This is a genomic window from Neisseria sp. P0001.S005 (assembly GCF_051963715.1).
Window position 1 is genome coordinate 1 of record NZ_JBQCTZ010000079.1, and the last position, 15752, is coordinate 15752.

The 15752-nt window shown below is 47.6% G+C and carries 17 protein-coding genes; 6 read left to right on the plus strand and 11 right to left on the minus strand.

Features of this window, described 5'->3' with window-relative positions:
• Positions 1 to 106 precede the first annotated feature (106 nt).
• Positions 107 to 862, minus strand: a complete 756-nt coding sequence (gene surE, locus ACTHSP_RS10870; RefSeq protein WP_250580124.1) for a 5'/3'-nucleotidase SurE — start codon at positions 860 to 862, stop codon at positions 107 to 109.
• 98 nt (positions 863 to 960) lie between these two features.
• Between surE and ACTHSP_RS10875 the strand changes: the two genes are divergently transcribed.
• Positions 961 to 1299, plus strand: coding sequence for a hypothetical protein (locus ACTHSP_RS10875; protein WP_070633635.1), 339 nt, complete (start codon positions 961 to 963; stop codon positions 1297 to 1299).
• A 55-nt stretch (positions 1300 to 1354) separates the two neighbouring features.
• Here the strand turns inward: ACTHSP_RS10875 and ACTHSP_RS10880 are convergent, their stop codons facing one another.
• Together ACTHSP_RS10880 and ACTHSP_RS10885 are read right to left on the minus strand one after the other, a co-directional pair.
• Positions 1355 to 1723 carry a rhodanese-like domain-containing protein gene (locus ACTHSP_RS10880; protein ID WP_003686323.1) on the minus strand — a complete coding sequence of 123 codons (369 nt, stop codon included), beginning with the start codon at positions 1721 to 1723 and terminating at the stop codon, positions 1355 to 1357.
• 112 nt (positions 1724 to 1835) lie between these two features.
• Positions 1836 to 2171: a carboxymuconolactone decarboxylase family protein gene (locus tag ACTHSP_RS10885; RefSeq protein WP_003680742.1), complete on the minus strand. Its 336-nt coding sequence runs from the start codon at positions 2169 to 2171 to the stop codon at positions 1836 to 1838.
• A 129-nt stretch (positions 2172 to 2300) separates the two neighbouring features.
• On the opposite strand from ACTHSP_RS10885, the gene ACTHSP_RS10890 reads away from it, so the two are divergent.
• A complete protein-coding gene (locus ACTHSP_RS10890) occupies positions 2301 to 3257 on the plus strand; it encodes a cupin domain-containing protein (RefSeq protein WP_440346094.1) in 957 nt (318 codons plus the stop codon).
• 101 nt (positions 3258 to 3358) lie between these two features.
• Here the strand turns inward: ACTHSP_RS10890 and typA are convergent, their stop codons facing one another.
• Complete coding sequence (gene typA / locus ACTHSP_RS10895) at positions 3359 to 5170, minus strand: translational GTPase TypA (protein WP_049329418.1); 1812 nt, start codon at positions 5168 to 5170, stop codon at positions 3359 to 3361.
• Between the two features lie 419 nt (positions 5171 to 5589).
• Here typA and bfr (ACTHSP_RS10900) point away from each other — a divergent pair, with 419 nt between their 5' ends.
• Both bfr (ACTHSP_RS10900) and bfr (ACTHSP_RS10905) read left to right on the plus strand, forming a co-directional pair.
• A complete protein-coding gene (gene bfr, locus ACTHSP_RS10900; protein WP_003686357.1) occupies positions 5590 to 6054 on the plus strand; it encodes a bacterioferritin in 465 nt (154 codons plus the stop codon).
• A 29-nt stretch (positions 6055 to 6083) separates the two neighbouring features.
• The gene (gene bfr / locus ACTHSP_RS10905) at positions 6084 to 6557 is read left to right on the plus strand and encodes a bacterioferritin (RefSeq protein WP_003686403.1); all 474 of its coding nucleotides are present in this window, start codon (positions 6084 to 6086) and stop codon (positions 6555 to 6557) included.
• A 121-nt stretch (positions 6558 to 6678) separates the two neighbouring features.
• On the opposite strand, the gene ACTHSP_RS10910 is transcribed toward bfr (ACTHSP_RS10905), so the two are convergent.
• A complete protein-coding gene (locus ACTHSP_RS10910; RefSeq protein WP_049351658.1) occupies positions 6679 to 7794 on the minus strand; it encodes a methyltransferase in 1116 nt (371 codons plus the stop codon).
• Positions 7795 to 8020: 226 nt separating this feature from the next.
• On the opposite strand from ACTHSP_RS10910, the gene ACTHSP_RS10915 reads away from it, so the two are divergent.
• Positions 8021 to 9814, plus strand: coding sequence for a 2-isopropylmalate synthase (locus tag ACTHSP_RS10915; RefSeq protein ID WP_003686450.1), 1794 nt, complete (start codon positions 8021 to 8023; stop codon positions 9812 to 9814).
• A 57-nt stretch (positions 9815 to 9871) separates the two neighbouring features.
• On the opposite strand, the gene ACTHSP_RS10920 is transcribed toward ACTHSP_RS10915, so the two are convergent.
• From ACTHSP_RS10920 to ACTHSP_RS10940, 5 genes are all read right to left on the minus strand, one after another.
• Positions 9872 to 10228 (minus strand): hypothetical protein, encoded by a 357-nt coding sequence (locus ACTHSP_RS10920; RefSeq protein ID WP_049351657.1) that lies wholly within the window; start codon positions 10226 to 10228, stop codon positions 9872 to 9874.
• A gap of 96 nt (positions 10229 to 10324) precedes the next feature.
• A complete protein-coding gene (gene purE / locus ACTHSP_RS10925) occupies positions 10325 to 10810 on the minus strand; it encodes a 5-(carboxyamino)imidazole ribonucleotide mutase (RefSeq protein WP_049351656.1) in 486 nt (161 codons plus the stop codon).
• Between the two features lie 79 nt (positions 10811 to 10889).
• A complete protein-coding gene (locus ACTHSP_RS10930; protein WP_049351655.1) occupies positions 10890 to 11645 on the minus strand; it encodes a tetratricopeptide repeat protein in 756 nt (251 codons plus the stop codon).
• A 14-nt stretch (positions 11646 to 11659) separates the two neighbouring features.
• Positions 11660 to 12328, minus strand: a complete 669-nt coding sequence (locus tag ACTHSP_RS10935) for a class I SAM-dependent methyltransferase (RefSeq protein WP_049351654.1) — start codon at positions 12326 to 12328, stop codon at positions 11660 to 11662.
• Positions 12329 to 12340: 12 nt separating this feature from the next.
• Complete coding sequence (locus ACTHSP_RS10940; RefSeq protein WP_440346095.1) at positions 12341 to 12526, minus strand: DUF3460 family protein; 186 nt, start codon at positions 12524 to 12526, stop codon at positions 12341 to 12343.
• A gap of 216 nt (positions 12527 to 12742) precedes the next feature.
• Here ACTHSP_RS10940 and ACTHSP_RS10945 point away from each other — a divergent pair, with 216 nt between their 5' ends.
• Positions 12743 to 14095 (plus strand): polynucleotide adenylyltransferase PcnB, encoded by a 1353-nt coding sequence (locus tag ACTHSP_RS10945; RefSeq protein WP_049351652.1) that lies wholly within the window; start codon positions 12743 to 12745, stop codon positions 14093 to 14095.
• Between the two features lie 118 nt (positions 14096 to 14213).
• Here the strand turns inward: ACTHSP_RS10945 and rpoD are convergent.
• Positions 14214 to 15752: RNA polymerase sigma factor RpoD (gene rpoD, locus ACTHSP_RS10950; protein WP_440346096.1), on the minus strand; the 1539-nt coding region annotated here is incomplete at its 5' end.

The window sequence follows — 15752 nt, forward strand, 5'->3', positions numbered from 1 at the left end:
TTTTTTTCAACATGTTAATGACTTTCGTATTCGGGTAATTGTTCTCGTCGGAGCATATCATAATAAAAATATGCTTGATTCTCAAGTGTTCGGCTGTTAGGGACTGTTAAGGCGCAGGGATTTCTGACCAAAAGGAAGAGGTTTGTTCCATTTGTCCGTAGGCAGTCAAATCGACTTGCAAGGGGGTAATCGTGATGAAGCCGGACGCGCATTCGCCAAAGTCGGTACCTTCTTCGCTGTCGGAAACATCGCCGACCGGCCCAATCCAATAAATTTGTTCGCCACGTGGATTATACATGGGAACAATGCTTTGTTCATGATGACGACGGCCGAGCCGTGTAATTTTTATGCCTTGGATATCCTCAGGTGCGACGGCTGGGATATTGATGTTCCATAAGATGGGTTCGGAAATAGGGCGTTTGAGAAAGTAGGAAAGCAGTATCCAAGCGGCTTTTTCCGCGGTTTCCCAATAACGGCCGCTGGAGTCGGCAAGCGAGAAGGCGATGGCGGGAATGCCCATCAGGTAGGCTTCCGTCGCGGCGGCAACCGTGCCGGAATAAAGCGTATCGTCGCCCATGTTTGCGCCGTTGTTAATGCCGGACAAGACTAAGTCAGGTTTGAAATCGGCGAGGGCATGCTGGCCGACATGAATGCAGTCGGTCGGGGTGCCATTCACATAGTAAAACCCGTTTTCCGCCTGTTTCAGTTGTAAAGGACGGTCTAAAGTCAGGGAATTGCTGACACCGCTGCGATCGCGTTCGGGAGCAACCACCCTGACATTGGCAAATTCTGCACATACTCTTGCCAAAACTGCCAAACCGGGCGCAAGATAACCATCGTCGTTTGAGATTAATATGTTCATATGACAATATTGTGTCTATCGGTAAGATGGGCGGTATTGTACTGGTTTGCTTGAGCGATTGTCCACGAATCGGCAACGTTTGGGCGTAAAGGATAATAATGAAACATTATGAGTTAGACCCCAAAGCTTTATTGGGCGACGTGATTGCTTCAGACGGCAATCAGGAGATTGTTCAGCTTTCACTGCAGAAGGATAATGAAATTCCGGCATATGAGGCGGATGCGATTATTTTGCTTTTGGTTTTAAACGGTAAAGCCGAAATCAAAACGGTGGACGAAGTTTTGCAGACTGAAGGTTTACAAGTTATTCGTCTTGAGCCGATGGAGGCGCACAGTATTCGGGCGATGGCCGATAACACCAATATTTTGGTTATCAAACAATTAATTCACGAAACAGGTCTCAGCAAACGTTTGAGATTCGGAAGTTGCTGTCTGTAATGGCAATAAAGGCCGTCTGAAAAGTTTCAGACGGCCTTTTTAAAATCAACTAGGTTTATTTTAACCCTTTTTTCACCAAGTCTTCATAACCGCCATGGTTGGTTACGTTGGTGTAGCCGGCTTTTTTCAGCTCGGTCAGCGCGGCTTCTGCACGGCGGCCGCTGCGGCAGTAGAGGTTTACCGGTGCGTTTTTATCCGGGCTGACGGATTTGATGCGGTCAACGATTTGGTCATGCGGAATATTGAGTGCACCTTGCAAATGGCCTTCTTTGAATTCTTCGGCAGAGCGGACATCAATCCAAACGCCTTTTGCTTTTGCAGGTTGTGCCGCGCTTTTTTCAACCTTAGGCATAGAGGCTGCGGAAGCGGCCAAAGGAGTGGCAATAGCGGCGGCAAAAAGTACGGCGGTCAGCAGTTTCTTCATGGTTCAATCTCCTATTAGACAGAAAACAATATGATAACTTTATCAGTTTAGCATTCCATCAGGCCGTCTGAAAGGGGAGTAGGCTTTCAGACTGCCTGATTTTACAAACCGATTAGCGTTGGGTTTCTACTGCTTCCAAAGCGCGCAAAGCGTATGTATAAGCGGCACCAGCATTCAGAGCGATAGCAGTGGCCAATGCGCCGGCGATTTCGCTTTCGGTTGCACCTGCTTTGGCGGCGGCGGCGGCATGCACGCTGATGCAGCTTTCGCAACGTGTGGTAATGGCAACGGCAATGGCGATCAGTTCGCGTGTTTTGGCATCCAGTGCTTCGGCAGCGGCTGCTTGATCCAGTGCGCCGTAGGCTTGCAGCATTTTAGGATGGTTTTTACCCAGTTCACCGAATGATTTTTTTACCAAGGCGGTATGTTCAGGCCAGTCTTTAAACATGATATGTCCTTTCTTAATGTGAGTGGATAAGATAAAAAATCCTATCCGTTTGTGTTTGGTGTGTGTATTATTGCAATAATTGGAAGATTGAAATCGTCAAAACATCTCATTTATTGGTAGAAAAACACTATGGATATTTTGGATAGGCTGGTCGAATTGGCGCAGGTAAAAGGCAGTGTGGATGTTCAATGTCTGTTTCAGGGGGAATGGTATGTGCGGCATGAACCAAAGCGTGCGCATGGTTTGGTGCATATCGTAACTGCCGGTTCGGGTTATATCCGAATTGATGGGGAGCAAGAGGCCAGGCTGCTGAGTGCAGGGGATGTCATTTTTTTCCCGCGCAGCGTAGGCCATACTTTGAGCAGCGATAGTAGTTGTGAAAATCTCGGCGTCAACGTGCTGACGAGTGAAAAAGGCGCATTTAAAGTCAAGCAGAGTCATGCAGGAGGCGATGCGGCTTTGCATCTTTTCTGTGCGCGATTTGAATATGAAGCGCAGGCGGATATTATGGCAGGGCTGCCTGATACGGTTTTACTAAATATTAACCATCCTTCTTTGCAGTATTTGGTGGCATTGTTGCAATATGAGAGCAGTCAGGCTTTGTCTGGCTCGGTAGCGGTTGTGAACGCGTTGGCTTCGGTGTTACTGGTATTTCTACTTCGAGCCAGCCTGGAGAAAAATGGGGAAGCGCAATTAAGCGGTTTGCTGAATGGTTGGCAGGACAAACGCCTACGGAATCTGCTTCAGGCAGTAGTGGATAAGCCGGAAGAGGAATGGAATATCGAGAAAATGACCGCGATAGCCAACTTATCTCGCGCCCAGTTGATGCGGGTATTTAAGCAGCAGACGGGAACAAGCCCTCATGCCTTTGTTAACAGTATCCGCTTGCAGCAGGGGGCATTATTGTTGAAACAGACGGCGGATTCGGTTTTATCGGTTGCGCTCTCGGTCGGTTTTCAATCGGAAACGCATTTCGGCAAGGCATTCAAAAAGCAATATGGGATATCGCCGGGGCAATATCGTAAGAATGATCGTACTGATGAAGCGGCAGTACAAGCGGAAGAAATACCGATTTACTTTATTTGAACAGATGATAAAAGGCCGTCTGAAAGTGTAAAAATGAAATCTAAGATTTCCAAAACACTTTTCAGACGGCCTTAATTTTAAAACATATCAATCAAACAGAATTAGTCCAGTTTTTTGAAATGACGGCGACGTTCCAATTCGCTCAGGTAGCGTTTACGCAGGCGGATGGATTGTGGCGTAATTTCAACCAGTTCGTCATCGTCGATGAACTCAACTGCGCCTTCCAAAGTCAATTTGATAGGCGTAGTTAGGCGCACGGCTTCATCTGTACCGCTGGCACGGACGTTGGTCAGTTTTTTACCTTTCAGAGGGTTTACCACCAAGTCGTTGTCGCGGCTGTGAATACCGATAATCATGCCTTCGTAGACTTTGTCGTTTGGAGAAACGAACATACGGCCGCGGTCTTCCAAGTTCCACAGGGCGTAAGCAACGGCTTCACCTTGCTCTTGAGAAACCAATACGCCGTTGTGTCGGCCGGGCATATCAGGTTTAACCGGTGCGTAGTCGTCGAATACGTGGCTCATCAAGCCGGTACCACGGGTCAGGGTCAGGAACTCGCCTTGGAAACCGATCAGGCCGCGGGCAGGAATGTGGTACTCCAGACGGGTACGGCCATTGCCGTCACTTTCCATATTGGTCAATTCGCCACGGCGACGGCCAAGCTCTTCCATAACGGCGCCTTGGTTTTCATCCGGTACGTCCACGGTCAGGTTTTCGTAAGGCTCGCATTTTTGGCCATTGATTTCACGGAATACCACGCGCGGTTTGCCGACTGCCAATTCAAAGCCTTCGCGGCGCATGTTTTCCAACAAAATGGTCAGGTGCAATTCGCCACGGCCGGAAACGCGGAATACATCAGCGTCGGCAGTATCTTCAACACGCAGGGCAACGTTGGTCAGCAATTCTTTTTGCAGACGGTCGCGGATTTGGCGGGAAGTTACGAATTTGCCTTCAGTACCGGCCAAAGGAGAAGTGTTAACCATAAAGTCCATGGTCAGGGTCGGTTCGTCCACGCTCAACATAGGCAAGCCTTTAGGATTGTCTTTGTCGGTAATGGTTACGCCGATACCGATGTCTTCGATACCGGAAATAATCACGATGTCGCCGGCTTCAGCTTCTTCCAAAGGTACGCGTTCCAAGCCTTGGAAACCTAACAGTTGGTTGATACGGCCCTGGGCAACTTGTTCTTCATGATTCATAACGGCAACGACTTGGCCGGGTTTGATGCGACCGTTCAGGATGCGGCCGATACCAAGGCGGCCGGTGTAGTTGTCGTAGTCCAGTTGGGAAATTTGAAGTTGCAACGTTGCGTCTGCGTTGCCGCTTGGAGGAGGCGTGTGTTTCAAAATGGTCTCGAACAGAGGGCGCATGTCGCTGCTCTCGTCGTTTTCATCCAATTTGGCAAAGCCGGACAGACCTGAAGCATAGACGATAGGGAAGTCCAATTGTTCGTCGGTTGCGCCCAAGTTGTCGAACAATTCGAATGTTTGGTCGATAACCCAGCTTGGACGGGCAGACGGTTTGTCGATTTTGTTGATGACAACGATAGGTTTCAGACCCAAAGCCAAGGCTTTTTTGGTCACGAAACGGGTTTGCGGCATAGGGCCTTCTTGTGCGTCAACCAACAGTACGACGCAGTCAACCATGCCCAATACACGTTCCACTTCGCCACCAAAATCGGCGTGTCCCGGGGTATCTACGATGTTGATGTGGTAGCCTTCGTATTCGATGGCAGTATTTTTAGCGAGAATGGTAATGCCGCGCTCTTTTTCAAGATCGTTGCTGTCCATTACGCGCTCTTCTACTTGCTGGTTGGAACGGAATGTACCGGACTGACGCAGCAATTGGTCAACTAATGTGGTTTTGCCATGGTCGACGTGGGCGATGATGGCAATATTGCGGATTTGTTTCATGATGATTTATGTGTTTCAGCTAGGTGCTTAAAAAAAAGATAACTGGCAATTATAGCACGATTCCTAAGTGTTGACGGAGTAGAAGATTCAAAAAAATGAGGCAAAAGCAGTTGAGAATAATTCATAATTAAATTTGATTGATTTTGTTGGATTATTTGCTTTTATTTATGGTTAACGAATGTAAATGTTTTTGAGTAATACAATAGATTCTTAATACTAATGTCAAAAAAATGTTATTAAAAACAGGTAATTAATTTTTCAGATGGCCTTTTAGGCGGGTTAAATTTTTTGATAATTGTTTGTATTTTAAATAGAAAATTTGTCAAAAGTGCTACTTATGCATACAATTACCTCATTCCGTAACAACACACGAATCTTCATTTCGTGATCGTCAACTTTTAAAAGAAAGAGAAAGAATTATGCAAGGCAACCAAGCAGTTATTGATTACATGAACGAATTATTGTCTGGTGAGTTGGCTGCTCGCGACCAATATTTTATCCACTCTCGCATGTACTCTGAATGGGGTTACACCAAACTGTTCGAACGTTTGAACCACGAGATGGAAGAAGAAACCACTCACGCCGAAGACTTCATCCGTCGTATCCTGATGTTGGGCGGTACTCCTAAAATGACCCGTGCCGAGCTGAACATCGGTACCGACGTAATTTCCTGCCTGAAAGCAGACTTGAACACTGAATACGAAGTACGCGATGCGCTGAAAAAAGGCATCAAATTGTGCGAAGAAGCTCAAGACTATGTTACCCGCGATTTGATGGTTGCCCAACTGAAAGACACTGAAGAAGATCACGCTCACTGGTTGGAACAACAACTGCGTCTGATCGAATTGGTCGGCGAAGGCAACTACTACCAAAGCCAACTGTAGTCTAGCGTATAACGTATAAGGAGCTGAAAATGAAAGGCGATCGCTTAGTTATCCGCGAATTGAATAAAAACTTGGGCTTGCTCTTGGTTACCATCAACCAATACTTCCTGCATGCCCGCATTTTGAAAAACTGGGGCTTTGAAGAATTGGGCGAACACTTCTTCAAACAATCCATCCGCGAAATGAAATCCGCAGACGATTTGATCGAGCGTATTTTGTTCTTGGAAGGCCTGCCTAATCTGCAAGAGTTGGGTAAACTGTTGATCGGTGAATCTACCGAAGAAATCATTGCCTGCGATCTGAAAAAAGAGTATGAAAAACATGATGCTCTGGTTGCAGCCATCGCTCTTGCAGAAGAACAACAAGACTACGTCAGCCGTGATTTGTTGGAAAAACAAAAAGACATCAACGAAGAACACATCGACTGGCTTGAAACTCAGCAGGAATTGATTGGCAAAGTTGGTTTGCCAAACTACCTGCAAACAGCGGCGCAAGAGGACTAAAACACAAACCACTGCCAAATATAGCAGTCCCTGCTCCCATCAACGGCATATCTTTACGGATATGCCGTTTTCTTTTATGGAAATGCTTTAAGGCCGTCTGAATGTTCAGACGGCCTTGATTTTATATCGCTTTCAAACGGTATAGATAAGTGGTTTCCTTGTTTCTGGCAAACGCTAAAGGATCGGATTCATCTATTGCTTTTTTGTGTTGCGGTTTGGTTTTCAAAATATCGACTGCATTGAGTGAGGCCGTCTGAAAGCATAGGTTTAGAAAGTCTTTATCGCGCAAATGCAAGTGTTCTGCCAAGTCGGAAATAATCAGCCAGACTTCGCCGTTTGGATTTAAGTGATGACGTACGCCGTTGAGGAACGCAGTCAGCATGGCATTATTGGGGTCGTAAAGGGCGGTCTCAATAGCGGAGGTAGGTTTTGCTGGCAACCAAGGCGGATTGCAGACGATAAGGTTGGCGCAACTTTCTGGAAATAAATCAATCGATTGGATGTTGACGGCTTTATCCAAGCCTAGGCGTTCGAGGTTTGCTGTGGCGCAGGCAATTGCTTTGGGGTTGGTGTCTGTGGCAATGATGTCGGGTATGCCTCGCTTGGCCAAAATTGCGGCAATAACACCTGAGCCGGTGCCGATGTCAAAGGCCGTCTGAATATTGGGAGCGAGTGGTGCTTGGGCGATTAAATCCAAATATTCGCCACGCAGTGGAGAGAATACGCCGAAAGGAACATGGATTTTTCCGTCTAGCTGCGGAATGTCTATACCTTTTTTGTGCCATTCGTGCGCACCGATAAAGCCTAGCAGTTGATTTAGCGGTAAGAGAAACGGTTTGTCGTTTGGTGTGTCGTAAACATCGCATAGGGCGGCGTAGATGTCAGGTGAGCGTGCATTGTCCAGTTGAAAATTCGGTTGGATTTCAACGGCAAGCATATTGAGCAAACGGCTTTGCTGAGCCTGTTTCATACGGTGGGCGTGAAAGGCCGTCTGAATATCGGCAGGCGCGTCTTTCTTTTTTTCAGACGGCCTGCGGATACGTTTTTTCATTGCGGCCAAGACTTGCTTGGCATTGTGAAAATCGCCAGTCCAAACAGTTGCAGTTTGCGCGTGGGCATTTTTTAGAATTTCTGTTGCACCTGCTTCTTGTATGTAAACCGCCTGCTTGGGCGGCTTTTGTGTGCTTTCGTTACGCCATTCGATGTCGGAGCGGTTGGTAGGGATGGTGTGGGGCATAATGTGTTTCAAATCGGGGAAATAGGGGATTAGTTTACTATATTTAGGATATGTTCGGTTTGAGAGGAGCTTTTAATAGTATAAATTAGACAAAATGTATAAAAATTTCTCAGATTTTAAGATTTGTACTAATATTTTGATAAAAATAGATTGTCGTTTTGTCTAAAATGAGTATAATGCAAAACCAGAACACAATAATCTTAATCAGATTTGGACAAGGAACATCATGCAATTAGACATTGACCGTTTGGTTGCCTATTTTGGCGGCGTAAACGCGCTGGCCGAAGCCCTGAAACAGCACGATCCGGAAAATGCTGCGACCACAGCGGCTATCTACAAATGGCGTACACGCGGTTCCCTGCCTTTGGCTCAGTTGCAAAAACTGACCGCTTTGGCGGAAGCGCAAGGCAGACCGCTTGATTTGAATGCTTTTTTACAAAAAAACGAATCTCTGGAGAGAACAGAAATGACACAGACCAATCGTGTAATTATTTTTGACACTACCATGCGCGATGGCGAGCAGTCGCCCGGTGCATCCATGACCAAAGAGGAGAAAATCCGTATTGCCCGCCAGTTGGAAAAGATGGGTGTCGATGTGATTGAGGCAGGTTTTGCAGCAGCCAGTCCGGGCGATTTTGAATCGGTTAATGCGATTGCCAAAATCATTACCAAATCTACAGTTTGCTCATTGGCGCGTGCCGTTGAAAACGATGTGCGCAAAGCAGGCGAAGCTGTTTCTCCCGCTCCGAATAAACGTATTCACACTTTTATCGCTACCAGCCCGATCCACATGGAACACAAACTGAAAATGAAGCCGCAGCAGGTCATCGATGCGGCGGTCAAAGCGGTGAAAATTGCCAAAGAATACACTGACGATGTGGAATTTTCTGCCGAAGACGCAGTGCGTTCGGATTTGGACTTCCTTGCCAAAATCTTTACGGCGGTTATCGAAGCGGGGGCGACTACTATCAACATTCCCGATACTGTCGGCTACTCCATCCCTTCCGTATGGTACGAGCGTATCAGCAACATCATCAAAAGCGTTCCCAATGGCGACAAAGTAGTTTGGTCGACCCACTGCCATAATGACTTGGGTATGGCGGTTGCTAACTCATTAGCTGCTGTTCAGGCAGGTGTGCGTCAGGTGGAATGTACCATCAACGGTTTGGGAGAACGCGCAGGCAATGCCAGCCTTGAAGAAATCGTGATGGCGTTGAAAGTGCGTCATGATTTGTTTGGCTTGGAAACCGGCATCGATACCACGCAAATCGTGCCGGTTTCCAAACTGGTATCTACTATCACGGGCTATCCGATTCAGCCAAACAAAGCAGTAGTCGGCGCAAACGCCTTTGCGCACGAATCAGGCATCCACCAAGACGGCGTGTTGAAACACCCTGAAACCTATGAAATCATGACTGCCGAATCAGTCGGCTGGTCAACCAACCGCCTGACTTTGGGCAAATTGTCCGGCCGTAATGCTTTCAAAACCAAGCTGGCAGATTTGGGTATCGAATTGGAAAGCGAAGAGGCGTTGAATGCGGCATTTGCACGCTTCAAAGAGCTGGCGGATAAGAAACGCGAAATCTTTGATGAAGACTTGCACGCTTTGGTGTCTGATGAAATGGGCAGCCTGAATGCTGAAAGCTACAAATTCATCTCTCAAAAAATCAGCACCGAAACCGGCGAAGAGCCTCGTGCCAATATCGTGTTCAGTATTCGCGGCGAAGAAAAACACGCTACCGCTACCGGCTCCGGCCCTGTTGATGCGATCTTTAAAGCCATTGAAAGCGTGGCTCAAAGTGGCGCGACCTTGCAGATTTACTCTGTCAACGCGGTGACGCAAGGTACAGAAAGCCAAGGCGAAACTTCTGTCCGCCTGCAACGTGGCGATCGAGTGGTCAACGGTCAAGGCGCAGATACCGACGTGTTGGTGGCGACTGCCAAGGCTTATCTGTCTGCACTGAGCAAATTGGAATTCGGTCAAGCCAAGCCTAAAGCGCAAGGCAGCGGCATGATTTAATTTATTGAAAAGGTAAAGGCCGTCTGAAATCGTAGTGATACGTTTCAGACGGCCTTTTTATTTGGTTAAAAAATAGTTTGTTGATTGAGGTTTAAGCAGTCGGTCTTGTTCGACAGACAATACGCCGTTTACTTTTTTGAAATAGGTAATGGCATCTTCAATATTGGTCTTGGAGGACGGACGAATAGCAACGCCGTTCAGGTTTTTGTATTCGTAAACCAAAGTTGCGCCCGAGGTTTTCACTGCTTTTAGCAATGGCGCAGAACCGGTTTGGGCATCATAGAAGATAATCAGATTGCCGGTTGTATCTTGGGCTTGCTGTTGAGATGGGGTGGCAGTTGATTGAGCGGGAGTGCTTGGGTTTTGGCAGGCGCAAAGCAGGGTGGCGAGTAGGACGAATGTTAGGGTTTTCATGGTATTAATTCAATTTTATAAAAGACTAAGGCCGTCTGAACAATCGTAAAACGAAATCAAAGTTTCCATTTACAACTTTCAGACGGCCTTAGTTCCTTATGCTTCGGGCAACTCCATGGCTAGAACGGTTTGTTCTTGTTTAGCACGGAAAGCGGCCAGTTTTTTAGCCAATTCAGGATTTTCGTTGGCCAAAAGTGAAATGGCAAACAGCGCTGCATTGGCCGCGCCGGCTTCGCCAATGGCAAATGTGGCAACAGGAACACCTTTAGGCATTTGCACAATCGAAAGCAGGGAGTCTTCGCCACGCAGATATTTGCTGGGAACGGGAACGCCCAAGACAGGAACCGTGGTTTTGGCAGCGACCATGCCCGGCAAATGCGCTGCGCCGCCTGCGCCGGCAATGATAGCTTTGATGCCGCGTTCGCGTGCGGTTTCGGCGTATTCAAACATCAAATCAGGCGTGCGGTGTGCAGAGACGACACGCGCTTCGTATTTAACGCCGAATTCTTTGAGAAATTGTGCCGCCTGCTGCATCACCGGCCAATCGCTGTTGCTGCCCATAATAATGCCGACTTGGATCATGAGGAGTTCCTTTTGCTTGAATGGATTAAGGGTAAAAAATATTCAGACGGCCTTGGGGATGACAAGGCCGTCTGAACGTTTATCTTTGTTTGAGACTGATAGAAGCACGTTTTGCCGCTTCGCTGTTGGGGAAGCTTTGTATCAGTTTGCGCCATGTGCTGCGAGCGATGTCTTTTTGTTGCAGTTTGTATTGGCACTGGCCGATGCTGTACATGGCATCAGGAGCTTGCGGGCTGTTGCGGAATCGGTTGGCATAGCGGTTGCCGATTTCGATAACGGATTCACAGTTGCCCAGACGTTGTTGGCTTTGTAGAAGCAGGTACATATTGCGGCGGGCAATTTCGCTGCCGTTGCCTCCGTCTGCTTCTTTCAAAATGGCCACTGCGGCAGAGAAGTTGTTGCGCTGATAGTATTTTTGCGCCTGATTATAAAGGCGCAGTTCGTTTTGCGAAGCTGAGTCTGTTTCAGACGGCACTCTGCCACCATTGGCCAAATAATTCATTTTCAGCTTGCGGTCGTCCAATCGCTGGGCTTTGGGGTTGGAAGCCGAAGTAGTCGGACGTTTGATGGTTCGTTGTTGTTCCAATGTGTGCAAGCGTTGATTTAATTCTTCAACCGTGCGTTCCAGTCGGGCAATTTGTATACCTAAGTGGTCAATCTGGGTTTGTGCGTCCAAACGCGGATAGGGAATACTTTTTTCATGCAAAGGCTCACGCGGAATATCCGGCAGAACGAAGTTGGGATTGTCGGCAGGTTGGGGAGGATGGGAAACGGCGCATGATGCGGCTAATAGAGTAAGCGGCAAAAGAAACAGGGAATGTGATAATGTTTTCATCGGATTGTGTCGTTTTATTTTTTTAGTAGCAATGTCAAACCGTCGCCGACAGGCAGGGTAATGGGAATAATGCGTGTATCGTGCGGCAGATTTTGGTTGAAATGGCGCAGGATATCCAAGCTGGGCGGATCATTTTCGGCAGCTTCATTCATGACGCGTCCTCCCAACAAGATATTGTCGATGGCAATCACGCCGCCACTCCGTACCAGTTTCAAACAGCGTTCAAAATATTGCGGCGTAGGCGGTTTGTCGGCATCGATAAGTGCCAAGTCGTAGCTTTCTGATTCGCCTTGCGCAATCAAATCGTCCAAAGTCAGCAAAGCCGGTTGCAGATGAAGCGAGATTTTATGCGCTACGTTTGCTGCCTGCCATGTTTCGCGGGCAATATCGGTAAAGGTTACATTAATGTCGCAAGCCGTGATTTTGCCGTCTTCGGGGAGGGAAAGCGCCATGGCGGTGCTGCTGTAACCGGTAAAGACGCCAACTTCCAAATATTTTTTGGCATTCAACAATTTGGCCAACCACACCAACATGGTTGCCTGCTCTCGGGCGATGGCCATCTTTCCCAGACGATGTGATTGGGTACGCTCGCGCAATGCGGTCAAAACGGGATGTTCGGATTGACCGATGCTGTTGAGGTAATGTTGTAATGCCGGATCGGTATTGTGCGTGTTGGTTGTCATGCCGATACGGGATTAGTCTTGATAGTAGGTATAGGGTTTTTTGTTGACTTTGGCCGCTTCAAATTCGGCCTGCTCTGTCGGATTGAGGGTAACATCCCACAGCAAATGGCGGTTTTCGAGGCGTTGCGCTTCCATTTTGGGATTGTCTTCCATGAGTTTGTCGAGGAATTGGGTAGCTTCGGATTTGTAGTGGTACATGATGTTCTGCCTGAATCGTTGTCAGACCGACATTATAGCCGATATTTTTTGCCAATACGCTAATTAATCGAACTTCCATAAGGTATAATGGCACGTCTTTTTTAGGCCGTCTGAAGCCTTTGCTCAATGTTTTGCCCCTTCTGCGGCAGAATATTGTGCAAAGGCTTAAGCCAGACAAGTTTCAGACGGCCTTTTTTATTGTGAAAAGAGCTGCTTATGTTAAAAAAATGGCTACATAAAGTGTTGCCTAAAAAACACGTCAAATCGTTACCCGAAAAGGAAATTATCCCGATTGAGCAACACGGTATCCGCGCGGATATGTTGAGCTTTGCTGCGGAGAAAATTGCCAAACGTCTGCATGAAGCCGGTTTTCAGGCTTATGTTGTAGGCGGTGCCGTTCGGGATTTGTTGCTCGGGGTCGAGCCCAAAGACTTTGATATTGCAACAGATGCCACGCCGGAGCAAATCCGCAAAGTATTCCGCCGCAGCCGCATTATCGGCCGCCGTTTCCAAATCGTTCATGTGATGATTGGTCCAGAAACCATTGAAGTGACGACGTTCCGCGGTGGCGATAAGGTTCAGCAAAATGCGCAAGGCCGAATTATGAAGGACAATACTTACGGCAGCATTGAAGAAGATGCCATGCGTCGCGACTTTACCTGTAATGCGCTGTATTACGACCCAATTAAAGAGGAGATTTGGGATTTCCATCAGGGCGTGGCTGATGTTGCCGATAAAAAATTGGTGATGATAGGCGATCCTGCCGAACGCTATCAGGAAGATCCTGTCCGTATTCTTCGCGCTGTACGTTTATCGGGCAAGTTGGGCTTTGAAGTGGAAGAGCAAACGGCTTTGCCGATTACCGAATATGCAGGCCGTCTGAAAAATGAGCCTGTGGCCCGTCTTTTTGACGAAATTCTGAAAATCCTGTTTTCTGGTTATTCCCGTGCCTGTTTGAAACGGTTGAACGAGTTGGGCATTCCCGAAGGCATCCATCCGCTTTTAGATGCCTTGAAAACTGCTGAAGCGGCCAATAAATGTATGATTATGTTGGCGTTGAAAAATACCGACGAACGTATCCGTGCGGATAAGTCCGTTTCCGTTGGTTTCGTATTGGCGGCGGTATTGTGGCCGACACTAAATGCTATGTGGCAACGAAATCTGAACCATGGACAAAAACCTGTCCCTGCATTGATGGATGCGATGAACACTATGCGTGATACGGTAGAGAAGGGTTGGGGCGTGCCACAACGATTTTCTGCAACCATGCGTGAAATCTGGCAATTTCAGCCGCAATTCGACAATATGCGCGGTGCACGCCCGTATCGCCTGCTATCACAAGCCCGTTTCCGAGCCGCTTATGATTTCCTGATTTTGCGTAGCGAGGTTGGCGAGGTTGATAAAGAGATGGCTTCTTGGTGGACAACTTTCCAACATGCCGATGAGGAAACCCGTCAGCAAATGACTGCGGCCAATGATCACAAACGTCAGAAACAAAGTGGATCAACTGATGGAAAACTCAAACGTCGCCGTCGTCGTCCGAAAAAGAAAACCACTGAGGCTGAATAAATTATCAAAATAAATTTAAGGCCGTCTGAAACCATTGAATCTTTTGAGATTTGGTTTTTCAGACGGCCTTTTCGTATTCCAATAAAAAACCGCAGGTCTTTCAACCTGCGGTTTGTTTTTACGATTTGTTTTCTTCGCTGTCGAGGAAGCTGCGGAGGCGGTCGCTGCGGGTTGGGTGGCGCAGCTTGCGCAGGGCTTTGGCTTCGATTTGACGGATACGTTCACGGGTTACGTCAAATTGTTTGCCGACTTCTTCCAAAGTGTGGTCGGTATTCATATCGATACCGAAACGCATACGCAAAACTTTGGCTTCGCGCGGTGTCAGGCTCTCGAGGATTTCTTTGGTTACTTCGTGCAGGCTGGTGTACATCGCAGCTTCTGCCGGCGCAACGTTGTTGGCATCCTCGATGAAATCGCCCAAGTGCGAATCATCGTCATCGCCAATCGGTGTTTCCATGGAAATCGGCTCTTTGGCGATTTTCATGATTTTGCGGATTTTGTCTTCCGGCATTTCCATCAGCTCGGCCAGTTTGGCAGAATCAGGCTCTTCACCGGTTTCTTGCAGGTATTGGCGCGAGATACGGTTCATTTTGTTGATGGTTTCAATCATGTGAACCGGAATACGGATGGTACGTGCTTGGTCAGCAATGGAACGGGTAATTGCTTGACGAATCCACCATGTGGCGTAAGTTGAGAACTTGTAGCCGCGGCGGTATTCGAATTTGTCCACCGCTTTCATCAGGCCGATATTGCCTTCTTGAATCAAATCAAGGAACTGCAAGCCGCGGTTGGTGTATTTTTTGGCAATGGAAATAACCAAACGCAAGTTGGCCTGAATCATTTCCTGTTTGGCTGCTGAGGTTTCTTTTTCGCTCAACACCATGTTTTTGTTGATTTCTTTCAACTCTTCGATGGAAATGCGGGTTTCGGCTTCCATATTTGCCAGCTCGGTTTGTTTTTCGAGGATGGCGTGGCGGAAACGATCCAACGCATTTGCCCATACACGGCCTTTGGCTACTTCTTCTTCTACCCATTTCAAATCAGTAATGGCGGGCAGGAAGTTTTTGATGAAGTAGTCGCGTTCCATGCGGACGCGGTCGATACAGATGTCGCGGGTTTCACGTTCGAGTTTGCGGATGTTTTCAACGCGGCTGCGCAGGTTGCTGCTCAGGTTTTCGATTTGACGTGTGGCAAAACGGACTTCCAACAGTTTGTTGGCAATGGCATCGCGGTGTTTCAGGTAGTTGGCATGTTGGCTGCCGTGTTTTTCCAACTGCTTGATCATTTTGCCGTATTCGCTCTCGATAAAGGCGAAGTGTTCCAAAACTTTTTGTTTCAGTTCGGCCAAATGGGCGGCTGATATGGCTTCAGAGTCGCTACCTGAACCGTCTTCATCTTCATCGTCGCCATCTTCATCATCGCTATCGGTTTCGCCTTCTTCGCTATCTGGTTTGGCATTTTCCAAATGACCCAAGCCCAATTCGTTCAATAAGACTTCGTTAGGGTCGATGATGGCTTCAACGACTTCATCCACACGGATTTCATCGTTGCGGACTTGCTCGATCAAAGCCAGAATTTCAGCAATCGAGCCTGGGCAGGCTGAGATTGCCTGCACCATGTTTTTCAGTGCATTTTCGATTTTTTTGGCGATGATGAT